The following is a 16,773-nucleotide window of genomic DNA, read 5'->3' as shown; positions in this document are numbered from 1 at the left end:
CGCGCCCGGGGTGCCTAACTGGGGGCACCCCGGGTCAGCGCCGAGTCGTCGTTCCGGCGCCGGCCGGCCGTAGTACCTCCAGCAGGGCCCGTAGCCGTGGCGAGGTCACCAGTTCCTCCAGCGGCACGGGGCGGCCGGCGGAGTCCGCGACCGGCAGGCGCCAGTTCGGGTACTGGTCCCAGGTGCCCGGCAGGTTCTGCGGGCGGCGGTCGCCGGTGCCGTCCGGGAGCCAGACGCCGATCAGCCGGGCGGGGGTGCGCAGCAGGAAGCGGTGGACGGCGCGGATCTCCTCCTCCTCGTCGGAGCCGGGCGGTCCGGCCGCCGGGCTGTCCAGCAGGCCGAGGCTGCCGAGCAGGGCGAGCCACTCGGCGGCGTCGGCGGTGGCCTCGGCGCGTTCCTCGGCGGCCGAACGGGTGAGCAGGCCGAGGCGGTCGCGCAGGTCGACGTGGTCGCCGGTGAGCCGGGCGGCGGTGGGCGGCAGGTCGTGGGTGGTGGCGGTGGCCAGGCAGTCGGCGCGCCAGCGCTCCGGCGGCAGCGGGCGGCCGTCGCCCTCCCAGTCCCGTTCGAACCAGAGCACGGAGGTGCCGAGCACCCCGCGCCGCTGGAGCGTCTCGCGGACGCCGGGTTCGACGGTGCCGAGGTCCTCGCCGATCACGACGGCTCCGGCGCGGGTCGCCTCCAAAGCCAGGAGGGCGAGCATGGCGTCGGCGTCGTAGTGGACGTAGGTGCCGTCGGTGGGCGGGCTGCCCTGGGGGACCCACCAGAGGCGGAACAGGCCCATGACGTGGTCGATGCGCAGGGCGCCGGCGTAGCGGAAGAGGGCGCGCAGGAGGTCGCGGTAGGGGGCGTGGCCGGTGGCGGCGAGCCGGTCGGGGCGCCAGGGCGGCAGGCCCCAGTCCTGGCCGCGGGCGTTGAAGGCGTCGGGCGGGGCGCCGACGGACATGCCGGCGGCGAACACGTCCTGCTGGGCCCAGGCGTCGGCGCCGGCCGGGTGCACGCCGACGGCGAGGTCGTGCACGATCCCGACGGGCATGCCGGCCTCGCGGGCGGCGCGCTGGGCGGCCCGGAGCTGGCCGTCGGTGAGCCAGGCGAGGCGGGCGTGGAACTCCACCCGGTCGGCGAGTTCGGCCCGCGCCCGCGCGGTGGCGGCGGAGCGGGGGTCGCGCAGCCCGTCCGGCCAGCGGTGCCAGTCGGAGCCGTGGAGTTCGGCGAGGGCGCACCAGGTGGCGTGGTCGTCCAGGGCCTGGCCGTGGGCGGCGCGGAAGGCGTCGTAGGCGGCCTGGCGGCCGGGGCCGAGGGGGACGGCCAGGATCTGTTCCAGTGCCTCCCGCTTCAGTTCCCACACGGCGTCCCGGTCGATGAGGGCGCCCTTCTCCAGGACGTCGGCGCGCAGCCGTCCGGCCCGCTCCAGCAGCCCGGTCAGCCGCTCGCGGTCCTCGGCGTAGGCGAACTCGGGGATGTCCTCGATCCGCAGGTGGACGGGGTCGGGGAAGCGGCGGGAGGAGGGGCGGTACGGCGAGGGGTCGGTGGGGGCGCCGGGTACGGCCGCGTGGAGCGGGTTGACCTGGACGAACCCGGCGCCCGCGGTGCGCCCGGCCCAGCCGGCCAGTTCGGCGAGGTCGCTGAGGTCGCCCATGCCCCAGGAGCGGCGGGAGAGCAGGGAGTACAGCTGGACGAGGAGGCCGTAGGAGCGGCCGGGCGGGGCGGGCAGCCGGTCCGGGGCGACGACGAGACAGGCCTCACCGGTGCGCCCGTCGGGGGCGGTGGCGGTCAGCCGGTGGACGCCGAGCGGAAGATCCCCGGTCCCGGCCCGCTCCTCCCCGTCCTCCGTCTCCACGTGCAGCCGGGTGCCGGCGGGCAGCTCGGCGAGGGCGGGCAGGGCGGTGAGGGCGGCGGCCGGCTCCGCGCCGGTCCACTGGACCACCGTCGGCGGCAGCAGGCGCTCGCGCAGTTCGCGTTCCCGGGCGGCGAGGGCGGTGCGTACGGCGTCCGGGCCGCCGGTCGCGTCGACACCGAGGGCGGCGAGGGCGGCGGTCACGGCGAAGGCGGGGACCTGGACGGTGCGGTCCGGGGCGGGGCGGTAGGAGGTGGCGACCCCGTGCAGCTCGGCGAGCCGGGCGAGGTCCTCGGCTGGGTGCTCGTCGGGCGCCGCGGCCATCTACAGCCCCGGCGCGAAGGAGTCCGGGACCGGGTCGGACTCGCTGGTCAGCGGGGCGGCCTCGGCGAGCGGGGGCTCGCTGGTCAGGGGGGCGGCCTCGGGCAGCGGCGGCTCACTGGTCAGCGGTGCCTGCGCGCACGCGCTCTCGGCGCTGAACACGCACAGCGGCGCCCGGTCGGTGTCGGCGGAGGGCTCCGCCACGGGTTTCCACTGGGGCTGGGCCGGGATGGAGAGTCGGACCGGTGCGGCCACGGGGGCCTCCTTGTCGGTGTGCGGATGCTGGGGCTTGGGACGGGTCGGGTTACCGCAGGCCTACCCCGTGAGCCCCGCGCCACGCCCGGCAAAAACCGGCGCCGGGGTGATCCGGCACCGCTCCGGTGATCGATAGAGGGGGTGTGAGACTGTTCCGCCCCATGGGGGGCCAGCGGGAGACGGACGACGGGAGCGGCGCGGACGCCGCCCTGGTGCGGGCCGTCGCACAGGGCGACGCGGAGGCGATGGCCGAGCTGTACGACCGGCACGCCGGGTGGCTGCACGCGCGGCTGTCCCGGCGGTGCGCCGACCCGGAGCTGGTGCGGGAGGTGCTGCAGGACACGTTCGTCACGGTGTGGCGGTCGGCGGCCGGGCACCGCGGGCAGGAGGCCGGCGGCTGGCTGTGGACGATCGCCGCGCGCCGGCTGGTCGACGCGCGGCGGGCGCAGGAGCGGGCCGCGCGGGTGGCGGGACCGCTGCCGGAGCCGGAGGCCCCGGACCGCGGATCCTGGCGCCACGGCTCCGCCGCCGCGCCGTCCGCCGAGGACCGGGTGCTGGCCGGCCTGGAGTACGGCGATGTCGGTACCGCGCTCGACCGGATCTCCCCGGAGCTGCGGGAGGTGCTGCGGGCGACGGTCGTCGACGGGCTGAGCACCCGGGAGGCGGCCCGGCTGCTCGGCATCCCGGAGGGCACGGTGAAGTCCCGGGCCCGCCGCGCCCGCGCCGAACTGCGGGAGGCCCTCGACCGGTTGCACCCGTCCCCGCTGGGAGGTACGGCATGACACACCGCGGACGGCGGCCCTGGCACGCCTCCGACGACCTGGTCGCCCGCTACGCCGAGGGCGTCCTGCCGGAGCCGGACGCGTGGTCCCTGGAGAAGCACGTGGAGGACTGCGCGGGGTGCGCGTCCCGGGTGTCGGCCGCGGTGCGCGGTACGGCGGCGGGGGCGGTGCTCGCGCGGGTGCGGGCGGCGGTGCTGGAGTCGGCGCCGGCGCCGGTCGTGTCCCCCGCGGCTGCCGGACGGCCCGCGCTGTCCCGGCTCGCCCGGCTGTTGTGGGCCGCGGGGCCCGCCGTACGCGGGGCGTGGCTGCCGGCGGTGCTGATCGTGGCCGTCGCCGCGCTCGCCCTCTCCTACGGGGCGGGGTTCGCGGGAGCGCGGGCGCTGCTGCTGGCGGTCGCGCCGGTGGTGCCCGTCGCCGGGGTCGCCCTGTCCTACGGCCCGCACGCGGACCCCCTGCACGAGGTGGCCGCGGCCACTCCGGGCGGCGGGCTGCGGCTCGCGCTCACCCGTACGGTCGCCGTGCTCGTGGTGAGCGTGCCGCTGCTGACGCTGGCCGGGCTGCTGCTGCCCGCCTCGGGCGCGCCGGCCGCGGCGGCCTGGCTGTTGCCGGGGCTGACGCTGGCGCTGGCCTCGCTGGCCCTGGCCTCCTTCGTGGGGTGCCGGGTCGCGGCCGGGGTGACGGGGGGCGGCTGGCTGTGCGCCGTCCTGTCACCGGTGGCGGTCACGCCGGACGCCGCGGCGACCGCACGGCTGTCCGAGCAGCTCTCCCGCTGCCTGGACGGCACGGCCACGCAGGGCGCGTGGGCGGCGGCGGCCGTCCTGAGCGCGGCCCTGCTGGCGCTCCGCCGCCCGGCGTACGACCGCCCGTTGCGCCCCTGACGGCGCCCGGGCCACTCCCCCGCCGACCGGGCCGGGCCCGGAGCAGGCGCCCCCTCACCCCTCTCATCCCTCTCATCCCTCTCCTGGAGAGCCATGGGTTCCATACGTGTGACCGGCCTGCGGGTCCGGCACCGCACAACGCTCGCCCTCGACTCGCTCGACCTGGCGCTCGGCACCGGTGTGCACGGGCTGCTGGGGCCGAACGGGGCCGGGAAGACCTCGCTGATCCGGGTGCTGGCCACGGTGGCGCGGCCGGACGCCGGCCGGGTGGAGCTGCTCGGCGAGGACACCGCCGGCCGTCGCGCCCTGGCCGGGGTGCGGCGCCGGCTGGGCTATCTGCCGCAGGAGTTCGGCTACTACCCGGGTTTCACCGTGCGGGAGTTCGTCGCGTACGTGGCGTGGTTGAAGGAGGTGCCGGCCGCGCGGGTGCCGGCGGCCGTGGAACGGGCGGTGGCCCGGGTCGGCCTCGCGGACCGTGTCGACGCCAAGGTGCGGACGCTGTCGGGCGGCATGGTCCGCCGGGTCGGGATCGCGCAGGCGATCGTCAACGACCCCGCCGTGCTGCTGCTGGACGAGCCGACCGCCGGTCTGGACCCGGAGCAGCGGGTGGAGTTCCGCGAGCTGCTGCGCGAGCTGGGGGCCTCGGCGACCGTGGTGGTCTCCACGCATCTGGTGGAGGACGTGGCCGCCGCATGTACGGAGGTGACCCTGCTGGACGGGGGCCGGATCGCGTACCGGGGCACGCCGGAGGCGCTCTCGCTGCTCGGCGAGGCGTCCGGCGGGCCGGGCGACCATCCGATCGAGCGCGGGTACACGGCGGCGCTGCGCGCGCACCGCGCGCCGGGTGCGCGGGAGGCGGTGTGATGCCCGTCGTCACCGAACCGCAGGCGCCGGTACGCGCGCCGCACCCGCTGCGCGCCGAGGCCGTACGCGGCTTCGCGCCCTGGGCCGGGGCGGCGGTGCTGCTGACGTTCGGCGCGATGCTCGCCGGCACGGCGGACCGCTGGCAGGGCGGGTGGGCGGAGACCGCCACCGAGGTGCACACGGCCATGCTGATCACCCTTCCGCTGGCCGCGGCGGCGGGCTGCTGGCAGGGCGGCCGGGAACGGCGGCGCCGCACCGAGGAGCTGTGGCGTACGACCGTACGGCCGCCGCTGACCCGCCTGCTCGCCCCGGCTCTGCCCGTCGCGCTCTGGGTGGCCGCCGGCTACCTGGTCACGGCGGCCCTGGCGCTGCTCGCCACCTGGCCCTACGCGCAGGGCGACCACCCGCACCCGGCCCTGCTTCCGGGAGACACGGTCGCCATGGCGGCGGGCGCGCTGGCCGGGCATGTGCTGGGCCGGGCCGTGCCCGTCCGGCTGGCGGCCCCGCTGCTGGCGATGGCCGGGTACCTCGGGCTCGGCGTGCTGTCGGCCGACGGCCCGGACGTGACCCGTCCGCTCAGTCCGGCCACGCCCCTCGCGGTCGGCGAGCTGCCGGTGTGGTGGCAGCCGTGGGCCATGGCGGTGTGGACCGGCGGACTGGCGTGCGCCGCCGCGCTGGCGTACGCGGCCCGGCACCGGGTGACGGCGCTGCTGCCGCTGGCCGCCGCGCTGGCCGCGGGCACGCTGCTGGTGCAGGCCGGGGACGGCCTGTGGCACACCGACCCGCTCGCCGACCGTCAGGTGTGCGACACCTCCAGCACCCCGGCGGTGTGCGTGAACGCCCGGTACGCCGGGATGCTCCCGCAGGTCAGCGAGGCCCTGTCGGGGGTCACGGGCAAGCTGGAGGGTGTGCGGAACCTGCCGGCGCGCTGGGCGGACCACGGTGGTGCCCTGCGCGAGGGCGAGGCCCAGCTGCCGATGATCAGCCCGTTGGGCTGGTCGGCCGTACGGGGGCGGCTGACCGATCCGGAGCAGTTCGCGTGGGAGGCCGTCACCGCGCTGTGGGGACGCGGCGACTGCTCCGAGGGGGCGGTGACCACCCGCGTCCTGTGGGCGGACGACGCGGTGGAGTCGTACCTCGCGCCGAATTCCCTGCAGAAGAGCGGCAAGGTGCCCGGGAGCGGTCCTGCCGAGGAGCGCAGGATCCTTGCCGCGCGGGCCAGGCTGGCCGGAATGGACGAGCACGGCCGGCGGGAGTGGTTGTCGGCCTATTTCGCCGCCCGCGCCGGCTGTGACGCCAAGGGGGTGCCGGCCCTGTGACCGGACTCCTCCTGTACGCCCGCTCGCGCGCCCTCCCCGCCGCCCTGGCCGCGCTCGCCGCGACGGCCGGCTTCGCGGTCTGGGCGGCCGGCCGGCTGGACGCCTACCTCGATCCCGACCGCCGGGTGCCGATCGTCGCCCTGGCACCGCTGCTGGCGTCGGCGGTGATCGGAGCGAGCCTGTACACGCCGTCGGACGAGCTGGACCGCACGGCCGTACGCCGCTGGTGGCCGCGCCGTCTGACGCAGCTGGTCGGCCTGACCGCGCTGGCCGCCCTGCTGGTGACCCCGGCCGTACTCGGCCATACCGAGACCTTCGGCCCGCCCGCCGTGCTCCGCAACACCCTCGGCTGTACGGGCCTCACCGCGGCGGCGGCCGTACTCCTGGGCGCCCGCCTCAGCTGGCTCCCCGCGTTCGCCTACGTCACTGCCGTCTACCTGGGCTCCAACACGGCACGCGGCCGGGCGGCCACGGTCTGGGCGTGGCCGATGCAGCCGGGGGCGGCGACGGGCGCGTGGGCGACGGCGGTGACGGCGTTCGTCCTGGGGGCGGCCATGTACGCGGTACGTGGTGCCCGCCCGGAGGGGCCGCGGGCCTGAACACCTGTGCGTGTCCTGCGACCGCAACCACCCCGGACACACGACCGGCCCGTGTCGACTAGGCGGAGATACCGTCGATCCGGGCCAGAGCATCATCCGCGCCGTAGGGCTGCAGGTACGGCAACCAGCGCGGGTCGCGATGCCCCGTGCCGATGATCCGCCAGGCCAGCCCTGTCGGCGGAGCCGGTTTGTGGCGCAGCCTCCAGCCCAGTTCCACCAGGTGGCGGTCGGCCTTGACGTGGTTGCAGCGGCGGCACGAGGCCACCACGTTGTCCCAGACGTGCTTGCCCCCGCGGCTGCGCGGGATGACGTGGTCGACGCTGGTTGCGACGCCACCGCAGTACATGCACCGGCCCCCGTCGCGCGCGAACAGCGCACGGCGGGTCAGAGGAACAGGCCCCCGGTAGGGGACCCGGACGAATCGCTTGAGCCGGACCACGCTGGGTGCGGGGAGGGTGACGGTTGCGCTGTGCATATAGGCGCCGGATTCCTCCAGGGAGACTGCCTTGTTCTCCAGGACGAGGACGAGCGCGCGGCGGAGCGGTACGACGCCGAGCGGCTCGTACGACGCGTTGAGGACCAGGACATGCGGCACGGGTGCCTCCTTGGGCGTCGGCGGCGCGTGGCTCGCGCCGGGACGATCTGCAGTCAGTCTCCCCTCATGCCTGGTGAACGCGCCACCATGTCCCGGTAACGGGCTGGGAGTGTTTTCGACCACACCCGATACATCCCCCGGATCATGGCCTGTTCAAGCCCGCGTGAGCCGTGTCTCTCCTTCGCGCCTCCTGTGCGGATCGGCAGGAGGCACACACAATGCCCCGTTAGTGTGGTGGTCCTGTCCGTCCGGTGACCTTTTCGTGACCTTGACCGCCCGCCGGTACGGACCGTGCAGCACCTGGGAGGTACCTGCCGTGTCGTCCCTGCCCGCCGTCCTGCTGGCCGCCGGGGCATCGCCGTCCCCGTCCCCGTCGGGGTCGACGGCCCCGGCCGTGCCGTCGCTCCAGGACGCCCAGGAGAGCGCGACGAACGCGGCGAGCTGGGTCGAGCAGAACTGGTCGACGTGGCTCGCGATGGGGCTGCAGATCCTGCTGATCGTGGTCGTGGCGGTGGCGCTGCGCGCGGCGGTGCGGCGGGCGATCACCAAGCTGATCGACCGGATGAACCGCACCGTCCAGGCCGTGGACGGGACCGCGCTGGGCGGGCTGCTGGTCAACGCCGAGCGGCGGCGGCAGCGGGCGGCGGCGATCGGCTCGGTGCTGCGGTCGGTGGCGAGCTTCGTGATCCTCGGTACGGCCGCGCTGATGGTGTTGTCCACCTTCAAGATCAACCTGGCGCCGCTGCTGGCGTCGGCCGGTGTCGCGGGTGTGGCGATCGGTTTCGGCGCGCGGAACCTGGTCACGGACTTCCTGTCCGGCGTGTTCATGATCCTCGAGGACCAGTACGGCGTCGGGGACGTGATCGACGCGGGTGTGGCCACCGGCGAGGTGATCGAGGTCGGGCTGCGCGTGACCAAGCTGCGCGGTGACGGCGGGGAGATCTGGTACGTCCGCAACGGCGAGGTCAAGCGGATCGGCAACCTCTCCCAGGGCTGGGCGACGGCCGGGGTCGACGTGACCGTGAAGGCGAGCGAGGACCTGGACCGGGTCAAGGCCACGCTGGACGAGGTCGCCGAGAAGATGAGCAAGGAAGAGCCCTGGAACGAGCTGCTGTGGGGTCCGATCGAGGTGCTCGGCCTGGACTCGGTGCTGATCGACTCCATGGTCGTCCGCGTCTCGGCCAGGACGATGCCCGGCAAGTCGGTCACGGTGGAGCGGGAGCTGCGCTGGCGGATCAAGCGGGCGTTCGACGCGGCGAGCATCCGCATCGTGGGCGGCGCGACGGCCGTCGAGGACCAGGAGGACACCCCCGACCCGACGGCGGCGGTGGCGGCCCCGTCGGTCTACTCCAACGCGGACTCCCCGCAGTCGGCGGCGGCCACGCCGATCACCCCGCAGCGCTCGGCTCCGCCGGCGAAGTAGCGGAACGGTTCGGCACACACGTTCGAGTGAAGGGGTGGGGCATTCCGACGCCGGGAGGGCGCGGGGTGCCCCATCGTTCTGCCGGGGCGCCCAGTGCGGGCTTAGCCTGGCAGCAGCGTGACGAGGAGAAGCGATGAGCGCCGAACCGATCCTGGAGCCGGTCATGACGCAGGTGGACCCCATCGACCTGTTGAGTGCGTTCGAAAAGGCGTCGCCGATGCCGATTCGACCGGAGTACGTCGAGGGGACCGCCATGGTGCCGCCGCAGCCGAATCACCACCACAACAACGGCGCCTTCAAACTGGCCGTCCAGTTCTTCACCGCGGGGCTGAGCCTGACCGGCATGGGTAACGGCTACCGGGCCACACACAAGGACGGCAGGACGATGGCTCTGATCGTCCCGGACTTCTATGTCCTCCACCGCGAGCCCACCGAACTCGACGAGTCGTACCGCAAGGCGAACAAGGGCTGGTACCCCATCGACATGATCGCCCTCGTCGGCGAGGTCACGTCGACCAACCACGAGACCGACACCGGCCCCAAGTTCCGCACCTACGCAGCCGTCGGCATCCCCGTCTACGTCCTCATCGACCGCCACTCCCAGACGGCCCACTGCTATACGGACCCCGTCCTCCCCGGCGACGACCCCACCGAGGCCTACTACAGGACGGACACCAAGGTCACCCTCGGCGACCCCCTCCCCCTCCCCGCGCCCTATCCGACCCTCAACACCACCCCGCTCCTCACCGACTGAACGGCCCACAGGTCGGCCGCACGCGCTTCACGAGGGACGCACCATCCCGCCCCCGAGGTAACGGCTCCGTCGCCTCGGGGGCGTTGTCTATTGACGCCCCCTTCGTCCTGGGCTTACGTTCCTCCCACCCCGAATAGGAAACTTTCCTAACAGTGATCTCGGGGCGGCCGGTGATCAAGACTGGACGTCATGCCCAGGTCACTGAAAGGCTGAGCGGCTGGAAAGGCAGGTGTCGACCCCCATGGCAGGAACCGCCGGTACGCCGGGCACCCCGCGCGTCCTGCGCGCCATGAACGACCGCGCCGCCCTCGACCTGCTGCTGGAGCACGGGCCGCTGTCGCGGACCCGGATCGGCAAGCTCACCGGCCTGTCCAAGCCCACCGCCTCGCAGCTGCTGGCCCGCCTGGAGGCGGCCGGCCTGGTCCGGCTCACCGGCACCAGCGAGGGCCGGCCGGGCCCCAACGCCCAGCTGTACGCGGTCAACCCCGCGGCCGCATACGCCGCCGGGCTCGATGTCACCCCGCAGCGCATCCGCGCCGCGGTCGCCGACATCACCGGCCGCACGGTCGGCGAGCACGAGCTGCCCACCCCCGGTCGGCGCCCGGCGCGGTCCGTCGTCCAGCAGGTCACCGACGCCCTCGACGGCGCCGTCAAGGCGGCCGGGCTCGCCCGGTCCGACGTGCACCGGCTGGTCATCGGCACACCCGGCGCCTTCGACCCCAACACCGGGCGGCTGCGCTACGCCTCCCACCTGCCCGGCTGGCACTCCCCCGCGCTGCTCGACGACCTCGCGGCGGCGCTTCCGATGCCGGTCGAGTACGAGAACGACGTCAACCTCGCCGCCATCGCCGAACAGCGGCTCGGCGCGGCCCGCGGCCACGCGGACTTCGTGCTGCTGTGGAACGAGGAGGGCCTCGGCGCCGCCCTGGTCCTGGGCGGCCGGCTGCACCGCGGCTGGACCGGCGGCGCCGGCGAGGTCGGCTTCCTGCCGGTGCCGGGCACCCCCCTGGTACGGCAGGTCACCAAGGCCAACAGCGGTGGCTACCAGGAGCTGGCCGGCTCCCAGGCCCTGCCGAAGCTGGCCCGGGAACTCGGCGTCCCGGACGTGCCGTCGGGGCCGTACACCGAGGCCGCCACCGCGCTCGTCGCCCGCGCCGCCGACCATGCGAGCGGCCCTCACCGGGAGCTGCTCCAGGCCTACGCCACCCGGCTGGCCACCGGTCTGGCCTCGCTCGTCTCCGTGCTCGACCCCGAACTCGTCGTCCTCAGCGGCTCCGCGCTGACGGCCGGCGGCGAGGTGCTGCGCGCCCTCGTCCAGGCCGAGCTGGAGGAGCTGGCCGCGGCCCGGCCCCGGCTGGTCGTCGGCGACGTCCGGGAGCACCCCGTCCTGCGCGGCGCGCTGGAGTCCGCGCTCGCCGCCACCCGCGACGAGGTCTTCGACACCTCGCGCTGAACCCGCTCGCACCTCCGCAGCGGTAGCACGTCCCCCTTCCCGCCCACCCGCCCCTGGGAGACCTCGCCATGCCCACAGCCATACCCGGAGTCGCCCGAAACACGGCTTTCGCCCTGACCGCCTCCCTCGCCCTCCTCACCACCGCCTGCACCGGCCAGTCCGGCTCGGGCGCCACGGACGACCCCACGAAGGACACCACGATCACCTTCTGGCACGCCTGGAGCGCGCCGAACGAGGTGAAGGCCGTCAAAGCGCTGGTCACCGGCTTCGAGAACGCCCACCCCCATATCCACGTGAACATCGTCGGCAACATGACCGACGACAAGATCAACCAGGCGCTGCGGGCCGGCGGCGACAGGGCCCCGGACGTGATCTCGTCGTTCACCACCAACAACGTGGGCAGGTTCTGCTCCTCGGGCGCGCTGGTCGACCTGGACCCGTTCTTCGAGAAGTCCGGGATCGACCCGGAGAAGACGTTCCCGAAGCCCATGAACGAGTACACCCGGTTCGACGGCAACCGCTGCGCCGTTCCGCTGCTCGGTGACGCGTACGGGCTCTACTACAACAGGACGGCGTTCAAGAAAGCGGGCATCGCCCGACCCCCGAGGACCTGGTCCGAATTCGAGGCGGACGCAAGGAAACTGACCGTGCCCCAGGGCGACGGCTACAAGCAGCTCGGGTTCATGCCGAACTACCACGGCTGGGAGTCCACCACCGAGCACTACCTCGGCCAGTTCTCGCCGACGTACTTCGACAAGGACGGCAAGTCGAACCTCGCCGAGGACCCCGCTTTCGCACAGGCCTTCACGCTCCAGAAGAAACTCGTGGACGAACTCGGCGGATTCGCACGGCTGGAGAAGTTCCGCGCCACCCTCGGCGACGAGTGGGGCCCCAAGCACCCCTTCCACACCGGCCAGGTCGCCATGCAGCTCGACGGCGAGTGGCGGCTCGGCATGGCCGAGGAGGCGAAGCCGGACTTCGAGATCGGGGTGGCCCCGCTGCCCGTCCCGGACGACCAGGCCGACCAGTACGGCAAGGGCTACATCACCGGCACCATCGCGGGCATCGCCGCCACCAGCCGCAAGCGGAACGCGGCCTGGGAGTTCGTCAAGTACGTCACCACGGACACGGACGCGGTGGTCGGCTTCGCCAACGACATCCACAACGTGCCCTCCACGCTCGCCGCGCTGAAGTCCGCGGAACTGACGTACGACCCGCGGTTCAAGACCTTCCTGGACATCGCCGCCAACCCGCACTCCACCACCGCTCCCGCCTCGGTCAACGGCGGTGTGTACCTGGTGACGATCCAGCAGTTCGGCTACGACTACGAGAGCGGCAAGGTCACCGATCTCGAGGCCGGGCTGCGGAGGACGGCCGCGCAGATCGACACGGACATCGCGCAGGCCCGGTGATGAGCGCCGTCACCCTCGCCTCCAGACGCCGGCGCTCGGCGCTGCGCACCCTCGCCTTCGTGTCGCCGTGGCTCATCGGTTTCGCGGTCTTCTTCGCCTATCCGCTGATCTCCACGGTCTATTTCTCCTTCATGCACTACGACGGCTTCCGGCCGCCGGAGTGGAGCGGCGGGAAGAACTGGGCGTACGTCTTCGAGCACTACCCGCTGTTCTGGCCCGCGCTGCGCAACACGCTGTGGCTGGTCCTGATCATGGTGAGCCTGCGCGTGGTGTTCGGGCTGGGCGTCGGGCTGCTCATCACCCGGATCAGGACGGGGACGGGCGTCTTCCGCACCCTGTTCTACCTGCCGTACCTCGCCCCGCCGGTCGCGGCGACCACGGCCTTCGCGTTCCTGCTCAATCCCGGCACCGGCCCGGTGAACTCCCTGCTGGAGAAGACCGGACTGCCGGCGCCGGGCTGGTTCAACGACCCCACGTGGTCCAAGCCGGCGCTGACCCTGCTGGCCCTGTGGGGCGTCGGCGACCTGATGGTCGTCTTCATGGCCGCGCTGCTCGACGTACCGGCGGAGCAGTACGAGGCGGCGGAGCTGGACGGCGCCTCGGCCTGGCAGCGCTTCCGCTACGTCACCCTGCCGAACGTCGCGCCGATCGTGATGTTCGCCGTCGTCACCGGCGTGATCCAGACCATGCAGTACTACACCCAGCCGCTGGTCGCCGGGAAGGTCGCCTCCGGAGTGATCCAGGGCGCCGGCACCCAGTTCGAGCCCGGCTACCCCGACAAGTCCACGCTCACCCTCCCCCAGCTCGTCTACAACCTCGGCTTCCAGCGCTTCGACTACGGCTCGGCGTGCGTGGTGGCGCTGGTGCTGTTCGCCCTGTCGACGGCGTTCACCGCGCTGCTGATGCGGCGCCGCGGCGGCCTGATCCAGGCAGGTGACTGACGTATGAACCGCCGCAAGACACATCTGGAATGGGTCGCGGTCCACTCCCTGGGCGTGGCAGCCGCGCTGTTCTTCACGCTCCCCTTCGTCTTCGTGTTCCTGACCTCGCTGATGAGCGACAGCCAGGCCCTCAGCCGGGACCTGCTCCCGCACACCTGGGAGTGGGGCAACTACCGGAAGGTCTTCGACACGCCGGGTTTCCTCACCTGGTGGCGGAACACGCTGCTCTACGCCGGTCTCGGCACCGTGCTGACCGTGGTCTCCTCGGTCCCGGTGGCGTACGCGCTCGCCAAGTTCCGCTTCCGGGGCCGCAACCTGTCGCTCATGCTGGTGATCTCGATGATGATGCTGCCCCCGCAGGTGGTCGTCATCCCGATGTACCTGTTCTGGGCGAAGCAGCTGGACCTGTCCGGCACGCTGTGGCCGCTGATCGTCCCGATGGCGTTCGGGGACGCGTTCTCCGTCTTCCTGCTGCGCCAGTTCCTGATGACGATCCCCGACGAGTACCTGGACGCGGCGAAGGTCGACGGCTGCGGCGACCTCAGGACCCTGCTGCGGGTCGTGCTGCCCATGGCCAGGCCGGGCATCGCCGCCGTGGCCCTCTTCCAGTTCTTCTACGCCTGGAACGACTACTTCGGCCCGCAGATCTACGCGTCCGAGAACCCCGGCGCCTGGACCCTGTCCTACGGACTGGAGTCCTTCAAGGGCGCCCACCACACCGACTGGAACCTCACCATGGCCGCGACCGTGCTGGTCATGGCGCCCGTGATCCTCGTGTTCTTCTTCGCCCAGAAGGCGTTCGTCGAAGGCGTCACGCTCACCGGAGTGAAGGGTTAAACCACGTATGAAACTCACTGTGGTCGGCGGAGGCTCGACCTACACCCCCGAACTCATCGACGGCTTCGCCCGCCTCAGGGACACCCTGCCCGTCGAGGAACTGGTACTGGTGGACCCGGCCGCCGAACGCCTGGAGCTGGTGGGCGGACTGGCCCGGCGGATCTTCGCCAGGCAGGGCCACGGCGGCCGGATCGTCACCACCTCCGACCTGGACGCGGGGGTCGACGGCGCCGACGCCGTGCTGCTCCAGCTGCGCGTCGGCGGCCAGGCGGCCCGCGAGCAGGACGAGACCTGGCCGCTGGAGTGCGGCTGCATCGGCCAGGAGACCACCGGCGCGGGCGGCCTGGCGAAGGCCCTGCGCACGGTCCCGGTCGTGCTCGACATCGCCGAACGGGTCCGCCGTACCAACCCGAGCGCGTGGATCATCGACTTCACCAACCCGGTCGGCATCGTCACCCGCGCCCTGCTCCAGGCGGGCCACCGGGCGGTGGGCCTGTGCAACGTGGCGATCGGCTTCCAGCGGAAGTTCGCGGCCCTGCTCGGTGTGGCCCCGGCGGATGTGCATCTGGGCCATGTGGGCCTCAACCACCTCACCTGGGAAACCGGTGTGCGGTTGGGCGGCCCGGAGGGCGCGAACGTCCTGCCGAAGCTCCTGGCCGAGCACGGCGAGGCGATCGCCGACGACGTCCGCCTCCCCCGCCCCCTGCTGGACCGCCTCGGCGTCGTCCCCTCCTACTACCTGCGCTACTACTACGCGCACGACGAGGTCGTACGGGACCTGCGCACCAAGCCCTCCCGCGCCTCCGAGGTGGCTGCCATGGAACGGGAGCTGCTGGCCATGTACGGCGACCCGGCCCTGGACGAGAAGCCGGCACTGCTGGCCAAGCGGGGCGGCGCCTTCTACTCGGAGGCGGCCGTGGACCTGGCGGCGGCCCTGCTGGGCGGAGGAGGCAGCCCGTACCAGGTGGTGAACACGCTCAACAGGGGCACACTGTCCTTCCTCCCGGACGACGCGGTGATCGAGGTCCAGGCGGCGGTCGGCCCGGCGGGCCCGGTCCCGCTGCCGGTCCCCGACCTGGACCCGCTGTTCTCGGGGCTGATCGCGAACGTGACGGGGTACGAGGAGCTGGCCCTGGAGGCGGCCCTGCGCGGCGGCCGGGACCGCGTCTTCCGCGCCCTGCTCGCCCACCCGCTGATCGGCCAGTACGGGTACGCCGACACCCTCACCGACCAGCTGATCGCACACAACCGGGAGCACCTCGCGTGGGCCTGACCGCACCCGACCCCCTGACGGTCCTGGCCATCGACGCGGGCAACAGCAAGACCGACGTGGCCGTGGTCACCGGCGCCGGCGAGGTCCTGGCCACGGCCCGCGGCGGCGGCTTCCGCCCGCCCGCGGTGGGCGTGGCGGCGGCGCTGGACGCGCTGGCGGAACCGGTGGCCCGGGCGTTCGCGGACGCCGGGGTCACCTCCGTCGGCCATGTCTCGGCCTGCCTGGCCAACGCCGATCTCCCGGTGGAGGAGGAGCAGCTGGCGAGCGCGCTGCACGCGCGCGCGTGGGGTGCGTCGGTGGAGGTCCGCAACGACACCTTCGCGATCCTGCGCGCGGGCGTCGCCGAGCCGCGCGGGGTGGCGGTGGTGTGCGGGGCGGGCATCAACTGCGTCGGCATGCGCCCCGACGGCCGTACCGCCCGTTTCCCGGCCATCGGCCGCATCTCCGGTGACTGGGGCGGCGGCTGGGGTCTTGCGGAGGAGGCGCTGTGGCACGCGGCCCGCGCGGAGGACGGCCGCGGCAGGCCCACCTCGCTGGCCCGTACCCTCCCCGCGCACTTCGGCCTGCCGAGCATGTACGCCCTCATCGAGGCCCTGCACCTGGAGCACGTCGACCCCGGCCGGCGGCACGAGCTGACCCCGGTGCTGTTCGCCACGGCGGCGGACGGCGACCGGGTGGCCCGGGCGATCGTCACCCGGCTCGCGGAGGAGGTCACGGTGATGGCGACGGTCGCCCTGACCCGCCTGGACCTGCTGGAGGAGGAGACCCCGGTCCTCCTCGGCGGCAGCGTCCTCACCGCCGGCCACCCCCAGCTGAACGACGGCATCCGCGCCCTCCTGGCGGCCCGCGCCCCCAAGGCCGACGTCCGCGTGGTGACGGCGAGCCCGGTCCTGGGCGCGGCCCTGCTGGGCCTGGACCGGCTGGGCTCGGACGCGGCGGCGCAGGAGCGGGCGCGGAGCCACTGGGAGCCGGCTCGGCGCACCCGCTGACCCGCGCGCGGTGAGGCGTCAGCCGAAGTGGAGGTCGCCGTGGACGGTGCCGGTCTGGATGACGGGACCGCGGATGTCGCCTCCGCTGATGGTGTCGTGCACGGTGCCGCCCCGCTCCGGGGCGCGCCGTGCCGCCTCGACCAGCGCGCGCCGCGCGCCTCGTCCAGCTCCTCGGCCGCCGCCCGCGCCTCCTCCTCCCGGCCACGGCCAACGCCGTCAGCTGTACCCCGGAAAGCCACTGGGA

General features: G+C 73.7%; 16 protein-coding genes. 13 read left to right on the top strand and 3 right to left on the bottom strand.

All coding sequences use genetic code 11. The features are described 5' to 3' along the window. Window positions 1–34: 34 nt before the first annotated feature. Together malQ and ACZ4U1_RS07625 are read right to left on the bottom strand one after the other, a co-directional pair. A complete protein-coding gene (gene malQ, locus ACZ4U1_RS07630) occupies window positions 35–2,158 on the bottom strand; it encodes a 4-alpha-glucanotransferase (protein ID WP_467900826.1) in 2,124 nt (707 codons plus the stop codon). After that, complete coding sequence (locus tag ACZ4U1_RS07625) at window positions 2,159–2,410, bottom strand: hypothetical protein (RefSeq protein ID WP_467900824.1); 252 nt, start codon at window positions 2,408–2,410, stop codon at window positions 2,159–2,161. It lies immediately after the preceding gene. Between the two features lie 161 nt (window positions 2,411–2,571). On the opposite strand from ACZ4U1_RS07625, the gene ACZ4U1_RS07620 reads away from it, so the two are divergent. From ACZ4U1_RS07620 to ACZ4U1_RS07600, 5 genes are all read left to right on the top strand, one after another. Continuing rightward, window positions 2,572–3,192, top strand: a complete 621-nt coding sequence (locus tag ACZ4U1_RS07620; protein ID WP_467901456.1) for an RNA polymerase sigma factor — start codon at window positions 2,572–2,574, stop codon at window positions 3,190–3,192. Next, entirely contained in the window at window positions 3,189–4,070 is an 882-nt protein-coding gene (locus tag ACZ4U1_RS07615; RefSeq protein ID WP_467900821.1) for a zf-HC2 domain-containing protein, read from the top strand. The genes ACZ4U1_RS07620 and ACZ4U1_RS07615 overlap by 4 nt, the downstream gene beginning before the upstream one ends. Before the next feature lie 93 nt (window positions 4,071–4,163). Continuing rightward, a complete protein-coding gene (locus ACZ4U1_RS07610) occupies window positions 4,164–4,934 on the top strand; it encodes an ABC transporter ATP-binding protein (RefSeq protein WP_467900819.1) in 771 nt (256 codons plus the stop codon). Continuing rightward, on the top strand, window positions 4,934–6,253 hold the full coding sequence (locus ACZ4U1_RS07605; RefSeq protein ID WP_467900816.1) for a hypothetical protein: 1,320 nt from the start codon (window positions 4,934–4,936) through the stop codon (window positions 6,251–6,253). The genes ACZ4U1_RS07610 and ACZ4U1_RS07605 overlap by 1 nt, the downstream gene beginning before the upstream one ends. Continuing rightward, complete coding sequence (locus ACZ4U1_RS07600; protein ID WP_467900814.1) at window positions 6,250–6,852, top strand: hypothetical protein; 603 nt, start codon at window positions 6,250–6,252, stop codon at window positions 6,850–6,852. The genes ACZ4U1_RS07605 and ACZ4U1_RS07600 overlap by 4 nt, the downstream gene beginning before the upstream one ends. A 58-nt stretch (window positions 6,853–6,910) precedes the next feature. Here the strand turns inward: ACZ4U1_RS07600 and ACZ4U1_RS07595 are convergent, their stop codons facing one another. After that, the gene (locus tag ACZ4U1_RS07595; protein WP_014672759.1) at window positions 6,911–7,447 is read right to left on the bottom strand and encodes an HNH endonuclease; all 537 of its coding nucleotides are present in this window, start codon (window positions 7,445–7,447) and stop codon (window positions 6,911–6,913) included. 316 nt (window positions 7,448–7,763) lie between these two features. On the opposite strand from ACZ4U1_RS07595, the gene ACZ4U1_RS07590 reads away from it, so the two are divergent. The 8 genes from ACZ4U1_RS07590 (at window position 7,764) to ACZ4U1_RS07555 (ending at window position 16,529) form a co-directional block, all read left to right on the top strand. Further along, a complete protein-coding gene (locus ACZ4U1_RS07590; RefSeq protein ID WP_467900812.1) occupies window positions 7,764–8,870 on the top strand; it encodes a mechanosensitive ion channel family protein in 1,107 nt (368 codons plus the stop codon). Between the two features lie 133 nt (window positions 8,871–9,003). Then, entirely contained in the window at window positions 9,004–9,624 is a 621-nt protein-coding gene (locus ACZ4U1_RS07585; protein WP_467900810.1) for a Uma2 family endonuclease, read from the top strand. A gap of 241 nt (window positions 9,625–9,865) precedes the next feature. Beyond that, a complete protein-coding gene (locus ACZ4U1_RS07580; protein WP_467900808.1) occupies window positions 9,866–11,077 on the top strand; it encodes an ROK family transcriptional regulator in 1,212 nt (403 codons plus the stop codon). Between the two features lie 68 nt (window positions 11,078–11,145). Continuing rightward, window positions 11,146–12,489 carry an ABC transporter substrate-binding protein gene (locus ACZ4U1_RS07575; RefSeq protein WP_467900806.1) on the top strand — a complete coding sequence of 448 codons (1,344 nt, stop codon included), beginning with the start codon at window positions 11,146–11,148 and terminating at the stop codon, window positions 12,487–12,489. After that, window positions 12,489–13,430 carry a carbohydrate ABC transporter permease gene (locus ACZ4U1_RS07570; protein WP_467900804.1) on the top strand — a complete coding sequence of 314 codons (942 nt, stop codon included), beginning with the start codon at window positions 12,489–12,491 and terminating at the stop codon, window positions 13,428–13,430. Before ACZ4U1_RS07575 ends, ACZ4U1_RS07570 begins: the two co-directional genes overlap by 1 nt. A 3-nt stretch (window positions 13,431–13,433) precedes the next feature. Next, a complete protein-coding gene (locus ACZ4U1_RS07565) occupies window positions 13,434–14,267 on the top strand; it encodes a carbohydrate ABC transporter permease (RefSeq protein WP_467900802.1) in 834 nt (277 codons plus the stop codon). Window positions 14,268–14,274: 7 nt separating this feature from the next. Further along, window positions 14,275–15,540, top strand: a complete 1,266-nt coding sequence (locus ACZ4U1_RS07560; RefSeq protein WP_467900800.1) for a 6-phospho-beta-glucosidase — start codon at window positions 14,275–14,277, stop codon at window positions 15,538–15,540. Next, window positions 15,531–16,529, top strand: coding sequence for an N-acetylglucosamine kinase (locus ACZ4U1_RS07555; RefSeq protein ID WP_467900798.1), 999 nt, complete (start codon window positions 15,531–15,533; stop codon window positions 16,527–16,529). The genes ACZ4U1_RS07560 and ACZ4U1_RS07555 overlap by 10 nt, the downstream gene beginning before the upstream one ends. Window positions 16,530–16,773 lie beyond the last annotated feature (244 nt).

The sequence above is a fragment of the Streptomyces sp. NPDC028928 genome, from assembly GCF_055564915.1.
Note: the sequence above shows the minus strand (reverse complement) of the source record. Positions and strands in the feature narration are given on the sequence as shown.

What these genes read in the sequence shown, in the direction of transcription:
- ACZ4U1_RS07620 (WP_467901456.1), top strand. Translation starts at nt 2,572, where the DNA reads ATGGGGGGCCAGCGGGAGACGGACGACGGGAGCGGCGCGGACGCCGCC.
- ACZ4U1_RS07575 (WP_467900806.1), top strand. Translation starts at nt 11,146, where the DNA reads ATGCCCACAGCCATACCCGGAGTCGCCCGAAACACGGCTTTCGCCCTG.
- ACZ4U1_RS07565 (WP_467900802.1), top strand. Translation starts at nt 13,434, where the DNA reads ATGAACCGCCGCAAGACACATCTGGAATGGGTCGCGGTCCACTCCCTG.
- ACZ4U1_RS07570 (WP_467900804.1), top strand. Translation starts at nt 12,489, where the DNA reads ATGAGCGCCGTCACCCTCGCCTCCAGACGCCGGCGCTCGGCGCTGCGC.
- malQ (WP_467900826.1), bottom strand. Translation starts at nt 2,158, where the DNA reads ATGGCCGCGGCGCCCGACGAGCACCCAGCCGAGGACCTCGCCCGGCTC.
- ACZ4U1_RS07605 (WP_467900816.1), top strand. Translation starts at nt 4,934, where the DNA reads ATGCCCGTCGTCACCGAACCGCAGGCGCCGGTACGCGCGCCGCACCCG.
- ACZ4U1_RS07585 (WP_467900810.1), top strand. Translation starts at nt 9,004, where the DNA reads ATGAGCGCCGAACCGATCCTGGAGCCGGTCATGACGCAGGTGGACCCC.
- ACZ4U1_RS07580 (WP_467900808.1), top strand. Translation starts at nt 9,866, where the DNA reads ATGGCAGGAACCGCCGGTACGCCGGGCACCCCGCGCGTCCTGCGCGCC.
- ACZ4U1_RS07610 (WP_467900819.1), top strand. Translation starts at nt 4,164, where the DNA reads ATGGGTTCCATACGTGTGACCGGCCTGCGGGTCCGGCACCGCACAACG.
- ACZ4U1_RS07615 (WP_467900821.1), top strand. Translation starts at nt 3,189, where the DNA reads ATGACACACCGCGGACGGCGGCCCTGGCACGCCTCCGACGACCTGGTC.
- ACZ4U1_RS07560 (WP_467900800.1), top strand. Translation starts at nt 14,275, where the DNA reads ATGAAACTCACTGTGGTCGGCGGAGGCTCGACCTACACCCCCGAACTC.